Source organism: Streptomyces sp. SID5469 (assembly GCF_009862865.1).
GTDB lineage: Bacteria > Actinomycetota > Actinomycetes > Streptomycetales > Streptomycetaceae > Streptomyces > Streptomyces avermitilis.
In genome coordinates this window covers 2,519,731-2,536,637 of the sequence record NZ_WWIN01000001.1, presented here as the reverse complement: position 1 = coordinate 2,536,637, position 16,907 = coordinate 2,519,731, and the positions used below count along the sequence as shown (strand labels likewise).

The following is a 16,907-nucleotide window of genomic DNA, read 5'->3' as shown; positions in this document are numbered from 1 at the left end:
CTCAGCTCCAAGACCGCACTCTGCTCCAGAGACCGCACTCAGCCCCAGAGCACCGCGCCCAGCCACGCGCCCGCGACCAGCAGGCAGGCGAACAGCTCCGTCAGCACGCTGGAGCCGCCCGAACGCATCGCGGTCCGCGTCGCCGCCACGGCCTCCTGGTGCCGGCCGAGCCGTAGCCGTTCGGAGAGGTAGATGCCGCCCATGAAGCCGGGTATCGCGCCGATCACCGGCAGCAGAACGAAACCGAGCAGCGCGCCGATCCCCGCGAACGCCCCCATGCGGGGAGTGGCGCCGCTCTCCCGCAGCCGACGTGGCGGCAGGGACCAGCGGATCGCCCGGGACAGCAGCAGAACCAGCGTGGCACCCACGAGAACGCCCCAGGCGAGGGGCTGGGGGTCCTTCAGCGTCCACCAAAGGACCGCGGCCCAGACGAGCCACGACCCCGGCACCCCGGGCACCAGCACTCCGGCCAGGCCGAGCAGCAGCACCACGCCGACCGGCAGGAGTTTCCACGCTCCCATCTGCCCAGCCTGCCGGACCCCACGGGAAACCGCAGGTCAGTCGCGCGCCACCCAGCCCTTCTCGTACGCGTGCCACCCCAGCTGGAGCCGTGTCGTCACGCCGGTCAGCTCCATCAGCCGCTTCACCCGGCGCTGCACCGTCCGCAGGCCCAGATCCAGCTGTTTGGCGACGCTCGCGTCGGTCAGCCCGGCGAGCAGCAGCGACAGGACCTCCAGATCGGTGCTGTCGGGGCCGTCGGCCTCCTGTTCGTCGACCGCGCCACCGGCGCTCAACCGCAGCGGCAGCGCCCCCCGCCACACCGACTCGAACAAGCCGGACAGCAGCTCCAGCAGGCCGCTCGCGTGCACCACCAGCGCGGCCGGTTCCGCGGCGTGCGAGGTGAGCGGCACCATCGCCAGCGTCCGGTCGGCGATCACCAGCTTGGTCGGCACCTTGTCCACGACCCGCACCTGTTCGTCCCGGCCCAGTGCGGCCGACAGTTCGACGATCCCGGTCGGCTGGTCGAGGACCTCCCGCTCGAGCACCACGCGGTAGGCCACGCCACGGTCGGCGGCCTGCTTCTCCGCGTCGTTCTCCATTCCGGAGACGGCGACCGGGGTGCCGGTGACCAGCGCGCACACCTCGTCGCCGGCGCCGAGCTGGAGCTGCAGAAAGCGCTGCGACACCGCCGCCGCCCCGATCACCACCTCGACCAGGTCGTGCACGGCCGGCTCGGTGGCCTGCGCCCGGTACTCCTCGGCGAGCAGCGCGGCCGCCAGCTCCGCCTTCTCCAGCTCGTGCCGCTGCTGGGTGAGCAGCGCGCCGAGGGCGACCCCCGGCGGCGCGGCCACCCAGCGGCCGGGGCGGGCCGACGACTGGGCCGCCAGACCGTGCCGTTCCAGCCGGCGCAGGGCGCGCTCGGTGTCGTACTCGCCGAGGGTGAGCCGACGCGCGAGATCGGGCACGTCGGCGGCGCCCATGGACACCAGTGCGCGGTACGCCGACTCGTGCGCCCCGTCCAGACCTATCGCTCCCAGCATGCGGCGACGTCCCTCCCCAAGATCCCTCCCCGTGCGAGGCCTCGTTTCCGGCCGCGCCGTGGCGGAAAACGGCCACGGCGCAAACCCGCCTCGGCACATCATCGCTGTACCACCCTTCACTCTGCCAAGGTGGCGCCACCGCGGGATCGATCGCACCCCCGTGCCGGCCCGAACCTGCTTGGCCTGCACGGACACCGGCCCACCGGCCGCCGCGCGGACGGGGAGCGACCTCCCGGAGCGTGGGACGGAGCGTGCGACGGACCGGACCACAGCCGATCCCCAGCAAAGCGGGGCACACTCGGGCCCTGCCAGGCCGACGTCGGCGCCGGTGTGGACGCCGGTGTCGGCCGTCCGGTGCGTGACGCGGTCGTGCAGTACGTGTCGCGGTCGTGCAGTACGTGACTCGGGCCCGGCAATACGCCGGGCCCGGCCCCTCCGGCGCCGCCGGGTGGTTCTCCCGTGGGGGGTGGAACCGCCCGGCGGTCACTTCCGGGTGACGGGCCTCGTACCGTCGTTCGAGATGTCGCCCGACACGCCGTTCGGGAACCAGTTGCGTGGCCGGTTTTTCCGGATGCCCCGTTTTCATACGGCCCGAGCGGTGGACAATTGGCGGCATGAGCCAGCAGGGGGAGAGGTCCACCGGTCACGAGGACGACTGGTGGGGGCAGTTGTACGACGACTCCACGGCGGACACGGGACCGGCGGCCGCCGCCGATTCCCTTGACGACCGCTTCGCCTCGGCGGCCGGGACGGTGGGCCAGCCGGCACCCCGGGACACGGCCGGTGCCCCGCTACCACCGACGGCGCCGCCGTCCGTACCGGAGCAGCGGGCCGGTGGCGGACCCGCTGCCCCGGCGCGGGGAAGCGAATCCCCCGCTGCCCCGGCGCGGGGGAGCGGATCCCCCGGGCGGCACGCCGGCGCCGCGACGCGGGGGACCGGAGCGGCCGACGCCTCAGGGGGAGCAGGGGGAGCTGACGCCTCAGGGGAAGCAGGGGGCGCTGGGGGAGCCGTCGGTTCCGGCGGACGCCACGCCGATCCGCCGCGACGCGACGTCCCGGCCCGCGACCCCGCCCCTTGGGAACCCCCGTCCGCCCGTCCGCCGGGCCCCGCGACCTTCCCGCCCGGACGGCGGCCCCCGGGGCTCCGCCCGGACGCGCCCCCGCCTTCCCCGGCCGGGGAAGGCGGCGTCGAGCCGGTGAATCCCGGCCGTTCGGCCCCGGCCAGGCCGGGCGAGCCGGTCAAGCCGCGTCCTCCAGTACCGCCCTCGCCCATCGGCCCGCCGCAACCGGCCCCGGCCGAGGCCTTGTCCCCCAGCGACGCCCCGCCCCCACCAGTGGAGGCCGAACTGGGCAGGCTCCGCCCGCCGGCGCCGCCCGTCGGCCCGCCGTCCCTGGCCCCCACCGAGGCGCCGGCCCCCACCGACGCGCCACCCCCGCCACCGGAACTCCCCGACCTCCCCCCGCCGTCATTGGCTCGCGCCGCCGCGCCGCCCCCGCCAGTGGAAGCCCCCGGCCTCCCGCCGCTCCCCGACCTCCCCCCGCGCGACCCCACCCTCACCGTCGTCCACGAGCCGCCGCCGGTCGACCACATCGGCTCCGGGCCACCCACCTACGACGCCGAACCCACCGCCCTCCCGGCCGCCGACCCGGACGACCTCGACGACCTGGTCGCGGACACCGTGCTGGACGGCGCCCGTTACGGGTCCTGCACGCTGCGCGCCGTCTCCGCGCGCGGCGACTCGGCGCGCTACCGGGGCGAGCCGCGCCGCGACTCCCTGCTCACCGCCCGCTTCGGCGTGGGCGACCAGGCGCTCCTCCTCGTCGCCATGGCCACCGGAGCGCGGGCCACGCCCGGCGCGCACCGGGCGGCCGCAGAGGCCTGCCACTGGATCGGGCGAGCCGTGGGACGCAGTCATGCCCGGCTCGCCGAGGACATCCGGGCCGCCCGGCGCGGCGACCTGAAGTCGGGCCTGCACCGGCTCACCGACCGCAGCCTCGGCAAGCTGCGCGCCAGCGCCGCGGAGCAGGGCGTCGAGCCCGAGGAGTACTCCGCCACGCTGCGCTGTCTCCTGCTGCCGGCCGACCCCGAATGCCGTACGCGCGTCTTCTTCGGCGTCGGCGCCGGCGGACTGTTCCGGCTGCGGGACGGCGCATGGCAGGACATCGAGCCGCATGTCGCCGACGCGACCGGGGAAGCCGTGGTCGGATTCGGCTCGCTCCCGTCGGAGACCCCCGAGGGCGACCGGCTCACCATGGACCTCGGCATCACGACGCCGCCGAGCCCGTACGAACCGTCCCCCCGGCTCTCGGCTTCGCTCGAGCAGGGAGGCACCCCCGTCGAACCGCCCCGCGACCCCTTCCGCTTCCGCGCCTCCGTAGCCCATCCGGGGGACACGCTCCTGCTGTGCAGCGGCGGCCTCGCCGAGCCCCTGCGCGGGGAGCCGCGACTCGCCGAGCACCTGACCGCACGCTGGTCGAACGGCGGGCCGCCCGGCCTCGCCGCCTTCCTCGCGGACACCCAGGTCCGGGTCAAGGGGTACGCCGACGACCGGACAGCGGCCGCCGTTTGGGAGGCGTGATCGCGGTCGCTGTGGATTGATGGACCCAAGGAGACAGAAGGGGTGCATGGGTCCATGGCCAAACAGAACGTCGCCGAGCAGTTTGTCGACATCCTCGTCCGCGCGGGCGTCAATCGCCTGTACGGGGTGGTGGGTGACAGTCTCAACCCGGTCGTCGACGCCATTCGGCGCAACTCCGCCATCGACTGGATCCACGTCCGGCACGAGGGGACCGCCGCCTTCGCCGCGGGCGCGGAGGCGCAGATCACCGGCAAGCTCGCCGCCTGCGCCGGCTCCTGCGGCCCCGGGAACCTCCACCTCATCAACGGCCTGTACGACGCCCACCGCTCCATGGCGCCGGTCCTCGCCCTCGCCTCGCACATCCCCTCCAGCGAGATCGGCCTCGGATTCTTCCAGGAGACCCATCCCGACCAGCTCTTCCGCGAGTGCAGTCACTACAGCGAGATGATCTCCAACCCGAAGCAGATGCCGAGGCTGCTGCAGTCCGCCATCCAGCACGCGGTGGGTCAGTCCGGCGTCAGCGTCGTCACCCTCCCCGGCGACGTCGCCTCCGAGCCCGCCCCGGACAAGGCCGTCGAGACCGCCCTCGTGACCTCCCGGCCCACGGTCCGGCCCGGCGACACCGAGATCGACAAGCTCGTCGCGTTGATCGACGCGGCCGACAAGGTCACCCTCTTCTGCGGCAGCGGCACGGCGGGTGCGCACGCCGAGGTCATGGAGTTCGCCGAGAAGATCAAGTCCCCGGTCGGGCACGCGCTGCGGGGCAAGGAGTGGATCCAGTACGACAACCCGTACGACGTCGGCATGAGCGGGCTCCTCGGCTACGGTGCCGCCTACGAGGCCACCAACGAGTGCGATCTGCTGATCCTGCTCGGCACCGACTTCCCGTACAACGCCTTCCTCCCCACCGATGTGAAGATCGCACAGGTCGACGTCCGCCCCGAACGCCTCGGCCGGCGCTCGAAGTTGGACCTCGCCGTCTGGGGCGATGTGCGGGAGACCCTGCGCTGTCTGATCCCGCGGGTGAAGCCCAAGGAGAACCGGCGCTTCCTCGACAAGATGCTGAAGAAGCACGCGGACGCGCTCGAAGGTGTCATCAAGGCGTACACGCGGAAGGTCGAGAAGCACGTTCCGATCCACCCCGAGTACGTGGCCTCCGTGCTCGACGAACTGGCCGCCGAGGACGCGGTGTTCACCGTCGACACCGGGATGTGCAATGTCTGGGCGGCCCGCTACATCTCGCCCAACGGACGCCGCCGCGTCATCGGCTCGTTCTCGCACGGCTCCATGGCGAACGCGCTGCCGATGGCGATCGGCGCCCAGTTCACCGACCGGAACCGGCAGGTCGTCTCGATGTCCGGCGACGGTGGATTCGCCATGCTGATGGGCGACTTCCTCACCCTCGTCCAGTACGACCTGCCGGTGAAGGTCGTACTGTTCAACAACTCCTCCTTGAGCATGGTCGAGTTGGAGATGCTGGTGGCCGGGCTGCCCTCGTACGGCACCACGAACAAGAACCCCGACTTCGCGGCCGTCGCCAGAGCGTGTGGGGCGTACGGCGTGCGGGTCGAGAAGCCCAAGCAACTCGCGGGCGCCCTGAAGGACGCCTTCAGGCACAAGGGACCGGCCCTCGTCGACATCGTGACCGACCCCAACGCCCTGTCCATCCCGCCGAAGATCAGCGCGGAGATGGTGACGGGCTTCGCGCTGTCCGCGTCGAAGATGGTCCTGGACGGCGGGGTCGGCCGGATGGTGCAGATGGCCCGCTCCAACCTGCGGAACGTGCCGCGTCCTTAGGCAGCGGAACGTGCCGCGTCCTCCAGCGGCAGTCGCAGCTCTCGGTCCGGGCCTTGACCAGCAGCACCTCGGGGTCCTGCGCGGACACCCGGTAGGGCATGCGCATCGCCGGGATCGTCTTCTCGCTGTCAGCGCCCGCGAGCGAGCGGACGGTCGGGCGGGGGCGTCGCGCCCGATCACCCGCACCCTGAGTGCCTCCAGGACCACGGCCGTGGAGGTCTGCGCCGACGGACCTGCCCCGTCCCGGGACGGCATCCCAGGCACTCCATATATGTGCACGTCAGAAGGGCTGGGACGGTTCCACCCCGGCGGATCCTCCGTCAGCTGTTGCGGATGCCGGACGGGACGGCCGATGCTCTTGGTGTCGTACCGACCGCCGCCGGACCGACCTCCCGACGGCAGCCCGCGAACGGGCCGTCGCGACGGCATCCGACACCCATGCACACAGATACGGGGGACACCCATGACCAAGCGCGTCCGAGTCGCGGCGCTCACCGCACTCACCGCCGCGGGCCTCGTGCTCGGCACGGCGGTCGCCGGCCCGGCCGGCGCGGCGATACGGGGAGGCGGCTCGCCCGCGTTCCTCTCGGCCGCCGAACTGCCGCCGCATCCGACCTCCTCCTGGACGGCGGGCAAGGTCACGGACGGCGTACCGGACGAGCTGCGGCTCTGCCTGGACGCGGCGCTGCCGGGCGACGACTCCCGGTATCGCGCGTACCGGACCGACCTCGACACCAGCGCACGGCAGCTCACCATGGTGCTCGGCGACGAGGCCACGGCCAAGGGCCGCACCGCCAGGCTGAACCAGGACATCCGGTCGTGCGCGACGCGGATCGAGCGGTCCGACCCGGAGACCGACGCCGTGCTGAAGGACTACGGCAGGCTGCCGGTCGAGGAGGGCGCCCATGTGTACGGCCTCCACACCGCCACCTCCTGGGGCGCCGGCGACATCCACCTGTTCTCGGTCGGCCGGGACGGGAGGGCCGTCACGGTCGTCGAGTGGGCGCAGCTGGGCGACTTCACCGACGCGCCGGTGACCGCCTTCAAGAAGACGACGACCACCGCCGTCAACAAGCTCTACTGACCCGGCACAGCAATCCCTGCTGACCCGGCGCAGCACCGAAGCACCAACGAGAAACGGGGACACACGAAATGAACAGCACCACCGCCCGCCGACCCGCCCGCCGCGCCGCCCTGGCCGTCGGACTCGCCGCCGCTCTCGCCCTGCCGCTGGGGCTCACCGCCTCGGCACAGGCGTCCGCCGGCACGGATCAGCCGCGGTCGATCAGCGGCAAGCCGTCGGACTCGGTGACCCGGATCGCCGACTTCTACGGCGCCTACATCGACGCGCAGAGCGACCCTGACAACGGCGGCAAGCTGGTGGACGCGCTCCGGAAGTACTACGTGAGCGCCTCCTACCTCAAGGAGTTGAAGGCGTGGGAGGACAAGAACCACGCGGACGGCGTCCTGCGCGCCCAGAACGTCCCGGTCCGGTGGAAGGTGACCGACAACGGCACCGCGGACCACACGGAAGCCGCCGTCACGCTGACCTGGGGCGACAAGAGGACGACCAAGCTCATCGTCGACATGACCAGGAGCCACAAGATCTTCCACATCGGAACGAAGGGGATCGGCGGCAAGTAGCCGGCAAGTAGTCGGCAGGAGGTCGGCCCCGGCCTGGTCGGCCAGTGTCCGGCAAGTAGTCCGCGAGCAGCCGGCGTTCGGCCGCCCCGCGGCACAGAGCGACCCAGGCCCCGCCCGGTTCAGACCGACGCAACGTCGGCACCGGGCGGGGCCCCTCCCGTGTGCCGTGCGGACGCCTGCCCTCCACGGCCGCGGACGGCTCCGCACATCGTCGGGCGGAGCCCCTCGGCTACGGCCTCGTCGTCAGCCCGAACTCGGCAGTTGGGCCGATCCCGTACGGTCAGTGCGACACCCGGCGACGTAGGCACGACGCCGTGCCCGTCCTCGCGGACGAACCAGCGGCCGAACCGTGCTGCCCAGCGCCGCCCGGTGCCTCCCCCCATCGGCCCGCCTCCACCGGGCGGCCCCGACCCCCGCACGAGCGGAGCGTGTCCGCGCCCGTACGTTCGGTCGTTGACTATTCGACATGACTGGCACGTTCCGGACGGGGCATGGATCCCCGTGAACGTGTTCGAGCAGGAGGGGATTCGACATCCACGTCCGGGCGGGGGTCATGAAGAGGCAGGCGCGAGGGGGCGGTCCCGTGGCAATCGGGGCCTCCTCGGCAAAGACAGTGGAGGAATCGGCCGACAGCACGACGGACCAGCCAGGGGGGACGCAGCTCAGGCGCAGGCTGGCACGGGCGGATCTACGGGCGGTGCCCGAGGCCCGACGGGCCCTGCGGGAGCTGCTCAGGCACTGGGGAAGGCCGGAGAAGTCCGAGATAGCGGAGCTGCTCACGAGCGAGCTCGTCACCAACGCGCTCATCCACACCGACCATGACGCCGTCCTGACGGCCACCGTCTCCCCGCGCGGACTACGCGTGGAGGTGCGGGACTTCGTGGGGCGCAGGCCGATACCGCGGGTACCGAACGCCGACGACGGTACGCACGGCAGAGGGCTGCTCCTGGTGCAGTCCCTCGCGGACGCGTGGGGCGTGCGGGCGCACGGGGTGGGTAAGGCGGTGTGGTTCGAACTGGACGGGGGCGCCGCCTGAACAGGCTGCGCCCCCGTGCCAGTGTGGGCAGTTCACGCCGAACTGCCGCGTGTTCGCAGTCCGGTACTAGCCGAACTGCCGCTCGAGGTCCTTGAGCTTGCGCTCCAGGGAGTCGAGGCGGGGCAGAGCCATGGTGTCGTCCTCCGCGGTGAGGTCGACCGTGATCGGGTCAGCGGAGTTGCGGACGGGCTGAAGCGAGGGGCGGGACGGTACGGGGGGCAGCTGTTCCGTGGATATAGCAGGTTCCGAAGTGACCTGGGCGGGCGCGCGTTCCACGGACGGCGCTTCGAGCTGCCGTCCGCCGCCACCACCACCGCGGCCCGGCAGGCCGCGGTGGCCGCGGCTGAGCGCCTTGAGGTGCGCCCGCTCGACCCGCTCCTGCTCCCGGCGGCGCAGTCGGTTCTGCTCCTTCTGGCGGCGGTCCTCACGGACCTCCTCGACGGCCTCGTCCAGCGTGCGCACGTTCTCCAGGAGCATCAGCGACCAGGCGCTGTACGTCTCACGGGGCGCCCGCAGCCAGCGGACGATGCGGATCTGCGGCAGCGGACGCGGCACCAGGCCCTGCTCACGCAGGGCGGCGCGGCGGGTCTGCTTCAGCGCGCGGTCGAAGAGCACCGCGGCCGACAGCGACATTCCGGAGAAGAACTGCGGGGCTCCCGCGTGGTCGATACCTCGGGGGGCGTGCACCCAGTTGAACCAGGCCGCCGCGGCCGCGAACGTCCACACGAGTATCCGGGAGCCGAGGGCCGCGTCACCGTGGCTGGCCTCGCGCACCGCGAGCACGGAGCAGAACATGGCCGCGCCGTCCAGGCCGAACGGGACCAGATACTGCCAGCCGTCGGTGAGGCCGAGGTTCTGCTCGCCGAAGCCGACCAGACCGTGGAAGGAGAGCGCCGCGGCGACCGCGGCGCAGCAGAACAGCAGTACGTACGAGGCCGTGCCGTAGATGGCCTCCTTGCGCCTGCGGCGCTCCTCGCTGCGCTCCCACGAGTCGTCGGCATTCGTCGAGCTCTCCCCGGACCGCTTGCCACGCGCGAGCACGGCCACCGCCGCCAGCATGCCCAGGAGCAGTACGGCGCCCGGAAGCAACCAGTTCAGCGATATGTCGGTCAATCTCATCTGGGGTCCCTTGCATTGGGATAGGGCGTAACGCCCGCCATAGTGGCCCACTCCCGTTGGCCCTCAGGGGGTTTCGGGGCAAGAGGCCGCCAAGGGAGTGCAAGGGGATGCGCAGGGCGACATTCTGCTCGAACTGCCGCGCGAGGGACGGGAGTTGAGTGCGAATAAGACTACCCGTACGGATGGTTCCGCGGAAAGTTCCCGTGGCAAGTGAGGAAGTTGTGAATTGCCTGTAGTCCGCGCGGGGTCTCGGTCGGCGCCGATCTTACGGGATGACGGGGTGTCCCTTGTCTGAGTGTCCGTCAACTGAGCGCCTCAGCAGTCAACTTGGCGATGCGACCGCCGTGAGTCGCGCGATCCGGTCCGTGTCGCAGGTGCGCGGGCAGGTCAGGCAGGTGTCCTCGGGGCGCAGCGTGTAGAAGAGGCAGCAGCTCGCGCGGTCGCGGGTGGGCAGCGCCTCGCCGTTCGGTCCGGTCAGCTCACGGAACGCGGCCGAGCCGACGTACGGCCGGGTCGCGCCCGGCAGCAGCAGTTCCAGCTCCCGGACGGCGCGCTCCTCCTCGCCGAGCAGGTGGGCGACGTACCAGAGCCCCTCGGCGACCTCGTCGGTCGCCATGCCCCACAGGGCACGCCCGCGCCGCCGCATACGCGGACCGAAGCCCCCGAGGACCGGCTCCAGATGTTCCGTGACCGCCGCCCGTACCTCGGCCCGCAGGGCCTGCTCGTCCGGTACGACGCGGGCGCCGGGCAGTCCGGCCGCCGGATCGTCCGGCAGGCAGGCGAACTCCGTGACCCGTATCGCCATGCGGCCGAGGGTGCGCTGGAACGTGACGTGCTCCACAGGCAGGCGCGGTACCCGGCGCCCCAGGAACCACGGGACGGTGATCAGCAGACAGGCCGGCCAGGCGTACCGGTGCAGTCCGAAGCCGGCCACGACGTCCGGGCGCCCCCGCTGTCCGTAGTCCCTCAGGACCTGCGCCTCGTCCCAGGCCAGGAAGGCGTCGAGGCCGGTCCCGCCCGCCGCGAGCAGGGCGGCGGAGGCCCAGCCGTCGCCCTCGGGGGCCGCTTCCCCGGGGTCGAGCTCCGTGACCGCCAGCCCGGGAAAGGCCTCGGTCAGCCTTGCGTAGGCATCCGCGACGGGCGAGGGCATGCGGGGACCACCGACTTCACGATCGTTGACAGGTAAGGCTTACCTTATCCAAGCTGATCGGGTTTGAACTCCCGCCCGCTGCGCTTATGGTGCTTTACGGGCGGTAACAACCGCCGCAATGATCCCAAGTGGGCCAAGTGCGCCAAGTACTGTCGAGATCAGTCAAGTCCGGAGGAGGAGCCCGTGGAGCAGGCCGGTCCGCGCCCGCGTGACATGCACGGTTCCCCCGGGACCGGAATTCCGGACATGGGCAAGGCGGCCGTTCGGGTGCCGCCGCAGCCACGGGCCGCCGAGGTGGGTCGCGAGCGCGACCGGGAACGCGAGCGAGACCGGGAACGTGACCGCGCCCGCGACCGGGAACGTGACCGGGGCGCCGCCGCGGCCGGTGGCTCGGCGCGCGGTGAGCACACCCACGGCGAGCCGCCCCTGCCCGTCGCCCAGGCCGCGCGGCCCGTCGTCCAGCGGGCCTCCGTCCGCGGCCAGGTCCTCGACGCCCTGCGCACCGCGCTGGTCGCGGGGGAACTGGCGCCGGGCGAGGTGTACTCGGCGCCCGTCCTCGGTGAGCGGTTCGGGGTGTCCGCGACGCCGGTGCGGGAGGCGATGCAGCAGCTCGCGCTCGAGGGTGCCGTCGAGGTCGTACCCAACCGCGGGTTCCGCGTCGTCGTGCGTGGGGCCCGCGAGCTGGCCGAACTCGCCGAGATCCGGGGACTGATCGAGGTCCCGGTGATGCTGCGGCTGGCCCGTACGGTGTCCGCGGGGCAGTGGGCCGAGCTGCGGCCGCTCGCCGAGGCGAGTGTGCGGGCCGCGTCCACCGGCTGTCGCGCGACGTACGCCGAGACCGACCGCGCCTTCCACCGGGCGGTACTCGCGCTCGCCGGCAACGAGCAGCTGGTGCGGATCGCGGACGACCTGCACCGCCGCGCCCAGTGGCCCCTCGTCGGCGGCCCGGTCTCGCGGGGCCGCGCCGACCTGCTCGCCGACGCCGCCGAGCACACGGCACTGCTGGACGCGCTGATCGCGCAGGACCTCGTCGTGGTGCAGTCCCTGGTGCGGGAGCACTTCGCGGGCGGGTAGCCGGTATGTGCCGTTCACCGAGCCGGTGTCACGGTTGCGTCGACGCGCGGTAACGGCCCGCGCCCCGGGGGAACCCGCTCCTCGGCCGCTCATGTGTCCCCGTTCACAAGGCGGCCGAATCCCTCGGGGGTGAGTGACGATGGTTCCCAACCCTGGCCAGCAGATTGCCTGGCAGAACCAGTTGCGAACGAACCAGCAGGTCTTCAGTAACAACGCGGCCCAGTACGACCGCCGGCGCCGCCGGAACCGGGGCCGCCCCGCTTCCGGTCTCGCCGGTGTGCTGAAGCTCCTGCTCCTCGTGGCCGTAGTCGTCCTCCTGGCCGAGAACCCCGGACTCCGCGCCGAACTCTGGACGTTCGCCCAGAACCTGGGCGCCTACGTCCAGGGCCTGTGGGCTGACACCCGGAACGGCTAGGACCGCCAGGACCTGTCCGGCGGATCAGACCGGACAGACCCTGGATCCCGTCACCCGCGGCCGGGACGGCACACCTACGCCGTGGCCGCCGGTGGCGTCAACTGCCGGGCCAGCCAGGTCGGTACGCCCCCCAGGAGCCGGAACAGCCGTCCCGCCTCGGCGCGCAGGCGTGACGCCTCCGGCTCCGTCTCCGCGTCGGCCAGCGACGCCAGTGCCGGGGCCGTACCGACGAGGTAGCCCAACTCCTCGCGGATGCGCAGCGATTCGCCGAAGCCGTGCCGCGCCTCGGCCAGCTCACCGTCGCGCAGGGCGAGTCCGGCCAGATGACGCCAGGTGAAGGACAGCAGCAGCGGGTCGTTGTGGGCCGTGGCGCCCGCGTGGGCCCGGCGGTAGGCGGCGCGGGCGGCCTGCGGGGAGCGTGCCAGGTTCTCGGCGAGCAGCCCCCGCCGGAAGTCCAGCAGCGCCCGGCCGGGAGCGCCGGGCGCGATCAGCGCGGCCGCCCGGCCGAGCGCGGCCCGCGCCTCGTCGGCCCGGTCGCGCACCCCGAGCAGCGTGGCCGCGTACGCGAGCTGCCCGCGCTCACAGGCCGCCGCGCCCCGCTCGTCGTCGCTCCGGGCCTGCGCCTCGGCCGTGCGCAGCGCGTCCTCGGCCTCCTGCCAGCCCTGCTCGGTGTAGAGGCACCGCTCGACGAGCAGCGCGGCCCGCTGGAGCGAGGCGCCCGCGGTGCGCGGTTCGAGCAGCGCGGCCGCGTCGGCCCAGCAGGCGCGCGAGCGCAGCCGCCATACCGCGGTCTGGAGTGGATCGTCCCCTGCAGTCGTTCCGTGACCAGACATGGCGGTATGCGCCACGTTGCCCTCCCCGAGCACGCCATTGAGCTGTTGAGTGGTGGCGGCATCTCAGCACGAATCGCGGGGCCGGGCCAAGAGGGTGGGTGAAGGATTTCACAAAGTCGTGGGACACCGGCGGCACTTGGTGCCACCGGGCCCACAGTGCCGTGACCTCAGCTCATGCGCAATGCCAGGAAGAAGTCCAGCTTGTCCTCGAGGCGCGAGAGGTCGCGACTCGTCAACTGCTCGATGCGTCCCACCCGGTAGCGCAACGTGTTGACGTGCAGGTGGAGACGCGCGGCACAGCGCGTCCACGAACCGTCGCAGTCGAGGAACGCCTCCAGGGTCGGGATCAGCTCGGCGCGGTGGCGGCGGTCGTACTCCCGCAGGGGGTCGAGCAGACGGGCCGTGAAGGCGCGGCGCACGTCGTCCGGGACGAAGGGGAGCAGCAGGACGTGCGAGGCCAGCTCCTGGTGGCCCGCCGCGCAGACCCGGCCGGGGCGGGCGGCGGCCACCCGGCGGGCGTGCCGGGCCTCCTCCAGGGCGCCGCGCAGCCCCTCCGCGGAGTGCACGGCCGCGCTGACCCCGAGCGTGAGCCGCCCGTCGTCGTTCAGGCCCGCGGACAGCGGGTCGCGTACGGCCTCCAGCAGGGTGTCCGCGAGCAGCCCGGCCTCGGAGCCGTCGTGCTCCGAGGAAACCGCCGGAAGGGGGACGAGCGCGACCGCCTCCTCACCCGTATGGGCCACGGCGATGCGATCGGAGTGCTCGGCTCCGGTCGACAGCGGGTCGACGAGGATCTCCTCGAGGAGCGACTGGGCGACCGGGCCGCCCTCGATCTCCCCGCCGTCCCACTCCACCCGGGCCACCACGACCTGCCAGTGCGGCGCCGACCCGAGGCCGGGCAGCAGCACCGGCGCGGCGACCCGCAGCCGGGCCGCGATCTCGGCGGGCGCGGCACCGGTCTGCACCAGCTCGAGCACCTCCTGGGCGAGCCGCCGCCGCACGGTGCGCGCCGCGTCCCGCCGGTCCCGCTCGACCGCGATGAGCTGTGTGACGCCCTGGAGCAGGTCGAGGCGCTCGGCGGGCCAGTCCCCGGCGTCCGCCTCCACGGCGAGCAGCCAGTCGGACAGCACCGTCTCGCGTACGTCCCTGGAGGCGCCGGTGGACCGGCCGCTGCTGTGGACCGGGAAGAGCGAGTACGTCGTCGTGCCTACCAGCACGCGGTGCGGCCCCCGCCGCCCGGTGCGCGCCGCCGCCAGGTGCTCGGCGGCCAGCCGGGCGCACACGTCCGTGGCGGGCAGCGGGCCGCTGAGGTTCGAGCCCGCGATGGGCCGCCCGGTGGGGGAGAGCACCCAGGCGCGCAGGTCCAGGTCGGAGCCGAGCAGGTCCAGGACCACGTCCGGGCCGCCGCCCGCCGGGCCCGAGGTCATCATCCGCCGATGCCGGTCGACCACGGCCGCGAGGTCCCCGGCCCGCTCACCGGAGACCTGCCGTACGACGTGCTCGGTGATCGTCGCGAAGGCCACCGACTCGTTGACGGCGAACAGCGGCAGCCGGTGCCGGGCGCAGGCCAGGACCAGGTCGTCCGGGATGTCGCCCAGCTCCGCCTCACCGGCGGCCAGCGCCGCGACGCCCGCGCCCGCGAGAATGCGCACGAAGGGCTCGGTGTCGGCGGCGTCGTGCCGCCAGGCCAGGCCCGTGAGCACCAGCTCGCCGCCCGACAGGTAGCGGCTGGGGTCCTTGAGGTCCGTGGTCATCACACCGCGTACGGTGCGGTCCAGCTCGCCCTCGCCGCCGAGCAGCCGCAGGCCCAGCGCGTCGGTGTCCAGCAGTGCGCGCAGCCGCATTCTCGTCGCCGCCGTTCTTGTCTCGAAATCTACGATGAACTGAAGGTGAGAACCCGCCAAGCGGATCCCAGGGCTCCGTGGAGTGGGTCCGCGGATGCCGGAGAACGGTGGCCCCGGCCCTCCGGGGCTGTGTCCTGGGCTTTCGAAAGCTGTGCTCACTGTTTCCGGAGGAAGACCAAGAGGTTACTGATGGCCTCCGTTCATACGAATCTACAAGATGACTGCCCTGGCCAGCCAACTCCTTCATGGTTTCGGTGACTGACCCCACCGGAGGACGGAGCGGTGTACTGACTCCCATCCGCGTGAACAGCACATGAACGAGCCCGGGCCGCCGCACACGATCTGGCTCAAACAGAACGACCCACAAAACGAAGAAGAGAGCCGGTCATGGACTTCCTTCGCCCCGCCAGCTGGGAGGAGGCGCTCGCCGCGAAGGCCGAGCACCCCACCGCTGTGCCGATTGCGGGTGGCACCGATGTGATGGTCGAGATCAACTTCGACCACCGCCGGCCCGAGTACCTCCTCGATCTGAACCGCGTCGGCGAGCTGAGCGAGTGGGAGGTCGGCGAGGAGAGTGTGCGCCTTGGGGCCTCCGTCCCGTACACCCAGATCATGGAGAGCCTGCGCGGCGAGCTGCCCGGCCTGGCCCTGGCCTCCCACACCGTGGCCTCCCCGCAGATCCGCAACCGCGGCGGCGTCGGCGGCAATCTCGGCACCGCCTCCCCGGCCGGTGACGCCCACCCGGCCCTGCTCGCGGCGGGCGCCGAGGTCGAGGTCGCGTCCGTACGCGGCACGCGTCTGATCCCGATCGACGACTTCTACACCGGCGTGAAGCGCAACGCGCTGGCCGCCGACGAGCTCATCAGGGCCGTCCACATCAAGAAGGCCGACGGCCCGCAGCAGTACTCGAAGGTCGGCACCCGCAACGCCATGGTGATCGCGGTGTGCGCCTTCGGCCTGGCCCTGCACCCCGAGACCCGCACGGTCCGCACCGGCATCGGATCCGCCGCGCCCACCCCGGTGCGCGCCAAGACCGCCGAGGAGTTCCTGAACGCGGCGCTCGAGGAGGGCGGGTTCTGGGACAACGGAAAGATCATCACCCCCTCGGTCGCCAAGCAGTTCGCGGACCTGTGCTCCGCCGCCTGCAACCCGATCGACGACGTCCGGGGCACGGCGAGCTACCGCCGCCACGCGGTCGGCATCATGGCCCGCCGCACGCTGACCTGGACCTGGGAGACGTACCGCGGCGCTGACGGTCGGACACATCAGAAGGGGAGTGTCGCGTAATGCGCGTCAATTTCACGGTCAACGGCCGCCCGCAGGAAGCCGACGACGTGTGGGAGGGCGAGTCCCTGCTCTACGTCCTGCGCGAGCGCCTCGGCCTGCCGGGCTCCAAGAACGCCTGTGAGCAGGGTGAGTGCGGCTCCTGCACGGTCCGCTTGGACGGCGTGCCGGTGTGTTCGTGTCTGGTCGCGGCGGGCCAGGTCGAGGGCCGCGAGGTCATCACGGTCGAGGGCCTCGCGGACTACGCCGAGCAGCGCTCCTGCGGCACCGGTTCCTGCGGTACGTCGCTTCAGGACGCCCAGCGGTGGGAGTCCCGGCCGGGCGACTCCCGGACCGGCGAGGGCACCGGCGTCTCCCCGCGTGCGGCGCTCTCGCCGATCCAGCAGGCGTTCATCGACGCCGGCGCCGTCCAGTGCGGCTTCTGCACCCCGGGTCTGCTGGTCGCGGCGGACGAGATGCTGGAGCGCAACCCGACGCCGACCGACGCGGACATCCGCGAGGCGCTCTCCGGCAACCTCTGCCGCTGCACCGGTTACGAGAAAATCATGGATGCGGTCCGCCTCGCGGCCGCCCGGCAGTCCGAGGCGGTCTGAC

The 16,907-nt window shown here is 72.5% G+C and carries 15 protein-coding genes and 1 pseudogene; 9 read left to right on the top strand and 7 right to left on the bottom strand.

The features are described from left to right. Positions 1-38: 38 nt before the first annotated feature. Both GTY58_RS10945 and GTY58_RS10940 read right to left on the bottom strand, forming a co-directional pair. On the bottom strand, positions 39-521 hold the full coding sequence (locus tag GTY58_RS10945) for a DUF456 domain-containing protein (RefSeq protein WP_010983522.1): 483 nt from the start codon (positions 519-521) through the stop codon (positions 39-41). A gap of 36 nt (positions 522-557) precedes the next feature. Next, positions 558-1,541, bottom strand: coding sequence for a LuxR family transcriptional regulator (locus GTY58_RS10940; protein ID WP_010983521.1), 984 nt, complete (start codon positions 1,539-1,541; stop codon positions 558-560). A 614-nt stretch (positions 1,542-2,155) separates the two neighbouring features. Here GTY58_RS10940 and GTY58_RS10935 point away from each other — a divergent pair. Both GTY58_RS10935 and GTY58_RS10930 read left to right on the top strand, forming a co-directional pair. Beyond that, on the top strand, positions 2,156-4,120 hold the full coding sequence (locus tag GTY58_RS10935) for a PP2C family serine/threonine-protein phosphatase (RefSeq protein WP_078936632.1): 1,965 nt from the start codon (positions 2,156-2,158) through the stop codon (positions 4,118-4,120). 54 nt (positions 4,121-4,174) lie between these two features. Then, on the top strand, positions 4,175-5,917 hold the full coding sequence (locus GTY58_RS10930; RefSeq protein ID WP_010983519.1) for a pyruvate dehydrogenase: 1,743 nt from the start codon (positions 4,175-4,177) through the stop codon (positions 5,915-5,917). Between the two features lie 22 nt (positions 5,918-5,939). Here GTY58_RS10930 and GTY58_RS40595 read toward each other — a convergent pair. Then, positions 5,940-6,139: pseudogene (locus GTY58_RS40595) on the bottom strand (transcriptional regulator); the annotation flags it as partial. Between the two features lie 241 nt (positions 6,140-6,380). Between GTY58_RS40595 and GTY58_RS10925 the strand changes: the two are divergent. The 3 genes from GTY58_RS10925 to GTY58_RS10915 all read left to right on the top strand — a co-directional run bounded on the left by GTY58_RS10925 (position 6,381) and on the right by GTY58_RS10915 (position 8,597). Beyond that, positions 6,381-7,001, top strand: coding sequence for a hypothetical protein (locus tag GTY58_RS10925; RefSeq protein WP_037647269.1), 621 nt, complete (start codon positions 6,381-6,383; stop codon positions 6,999-7,001). A gap of 68 nt (positions 7,002-7,069) precedes the next feature. Next, positions 7,070-7,561: a hypothetical protein gene (locus GTY58_RS10920; RefSeq protein ID WP_010983517.1), complete on the top strand. Its 492-nt coding sequence runs from the start codon at positions 7,070-7,072 to the stop codon at positions 7,559-7,561. 553 nt (positions 7,562-8,114) lie between these two features. Beyond that, positions 8,115-8,597: an ATP-binding protein gene (locus GTY58_RS10915; protein ID WP_202497354.1), complete on the top strand. Its 483-nt coding sequence runs from the start codon at positions 8,115-8,117 to the stop codon at positions 8,595-8,597. A gap of 66 nt (positions 8,598-8,663) precedes the next feature. On the opposite strand, the gene GTY58_RS10910 is transcribed toward GTY58_RS10915, so the two are convergent. Together GTY58_RS10910 and GTY58_RS10905 are read right to left on the bottom strand one after the other, a co-directional pair. After that, positions 8,664-9,716: a DUF2637 domain-containing protein gene (locus GTY58_RS10910; RefSeq protein ID WP_010983515.1), complete on the bottom strand. Its 1,053-nt coding sequence runs from the start codon at positions 9,714-9,716 to the stop codon at positions 8,664-8,666. Positions 9,717-10,038: 322 nt separating this feature from the next. Continuing rightward, a complete protein-coding gene (locus tag GTY58_RS10905; RefSeq protein WP_010983514.1) occupies positions 10,039-10,866 on the bottom strand; it encodes a (2Fe-2S)-binding protein in 828 nt (275 codons plus the stop codon). Positions 10,867-11,079: 213 nt separating this feature from the next. Between GTY58_RS10905 and GTY58_RS10900 the strand changes: the two genes are divergently transcribed. Beyond that, positions 11,080-11,940 (top strand): GntR family transcriptional regulator, encoded by an 861-nt coding sequence (locus GTY58_RS10900; RefSeq protein ID WP_037647447.1) that lies wholly within the window; start codon positions 11,080-11,082, stop codon positions 11,938-11,940. A 139-nt stretch (positions 11,941-12,079) separates the two neighbouring features. After that, entirely contained in the window at positions 12,080-12,355 is a 276-nt protein-coding gene (locus tag GTY58_RS10895) for a hypothetical protein (RefSeq protein ID WP_037647271.1), read from the top strand. Between the two features lie 74 nt (positions 12,356-12,429). Here the strand turns inward: GTY58_RS10895 and GTY58_RS10890 are convergent, their stop codons facing one another. Next, complete coding sequence (locus tag GTY58_RS10890) at positions 12,430-13,203, bottom strand: hypothetical protein (RefSeq protein ID WP_010983511.1); 774 nt, start codon at positions 13,201-13,203, stop codon at positions 12,430-12,432. Positions 13,204-13,355: 152 nt separating this feature from the next. After that, on the bottom strand, positions 13,356-15,029 hold the full coding sequence (locus GTY58_RS10885) for a PucR family transcriptional regulator ligand-binding domain-containing protein (RefSeq protein ID WP_010983510.1): 1,674 nt from the start codon (positions 15,027-15,029) through the stop codon (positions 13,356-13,358). Between the two features lie 387 nt (positions 15,030-15,416). On the opposite strand from GTY58_RS10885, the gene GTY58_RS10880 reads away from it, so the two are divergent. Continuing rightward, positions 15,417-16,316 (top strand): xanthine dehydrogenase family protein subunit M, encoded by a 900-nt coding sequence (locus tag GTY58_RS10880; RefSeq protein WP_010983509.1) that lies wholly within the window; start codon positions 15,417-15,419, stop codon positions 16,314-16,316. Further along, a complete protein-coding gene (locus tag GTY58_RS10875) occupies positions 16,316-16,906 on the top strand; it encodes a (2Fe-2S)-binding protein (RefSeq protein WP_010983508.1) in 591 nt (196 codons plus the stop codon). Before GTY58_RS10880 ends, GTY58_RS10875 begins: the two co-directional genes overlap by 1 nt. Position 16,907: the final 1 nt, after the last annotated feature.

Coding starts and splice junctions, on each gene's coding strand:
- GTY58_RS10920 (WP_010983517.1), top strand. CDS start 7,070: ATGAACAGCACCACCGCCCGCCGACCCGCCCGCCGCGCCGCCCTGGCC.
- GTY58_RS10895 (WP_037647271.1), top strand. CDS start 12,080: ATGGTTCCCAACCCTGGCCAGCAGATTGCCTGGCAGAACCAGTTGCGA.
- GTY58_RS10935 (WP_078936632.1), top strand. CDS start 2,156: ATGAGCCAGCAGGGGGAGAGGTCCACCGGTCACGAGGACGACTGGTGG.
- GTY58_RS10940 (WP_010983521.1), bottom strand. CDS start 1,541: ATGCTGGGAGCGATAGGTCTGGACGGGGCGCACGAGTCGGCGTACCGC.
- GTY58_RS10925 (WP_037647269.1), top strand. CDS start 6,381: ATGACCAAGCGCGTCCGAGTCGCGGCGCTCACCGCACTCACCGCCGCG.
- GTY58_RS10915 (WP_202497354.1), top strand. CDS start 8,115: ATGAAGAGGCAGGCGCGAGGGGGCGGTCCCGTGGCAATCGGGGCCTCC.
- GTY58_RS10880 (WP_010983509.1), top strand. CDS start 15,417: ATGGACTTCCTTCGCCCCGCCAGCTGGGAGGAGGCGCTCGCCGCGAAG.
- GTY58_RS10930 (WP_010983519.1), top strand. CDS start 4,175: ATGGCCAAACAGAACGTCGCCGAGCAGTTTGTCGACATCCTCGTCCGC.
- GTY58_RS10945 (WP_010983522.1), bottom strand. CDS start 521: ATGGGAGCGTGGAAACTCCTGCCGGTCGGCGTGGTGCTGCTGCTCGGC.
- GTY58_RS10900 (WP_037647447.1), top strand. CDS start 11,080: ATGCACGGTTCCCCCGGGACCGGAATTCCGGACATGGGCAAGGCGGCC.
- GTY58_RS10875 (WP_010983508.1), top strand. CDS start 16,316: ATGCGCGTCAATTTCACGGTCAACGGCCGCCCGCAGGAAGCCGACGAC.
- GTY58_RS10910 (WP_010983515.1), bottom strand. CDS start 9,716: ATGAGATTGACCGACATATCGCTGAACTGGTTGCTTCCGGGCGCCGTA.
- GTY58_RS10905 (WP_010983514.1), bottom strand. CDS start 10,866: ATGCCCTCGCCCGTCGCGGATGCCTACGCAAGGCTGACCGAGGCCTTT.
- GTY58_RS10885 (WP_010983510.1), bottom strand. CDS start 15,029: ATGCGGCTGCGCGCACTGCTGGACACCGACGCGCTGGGCCTGCGGCTG.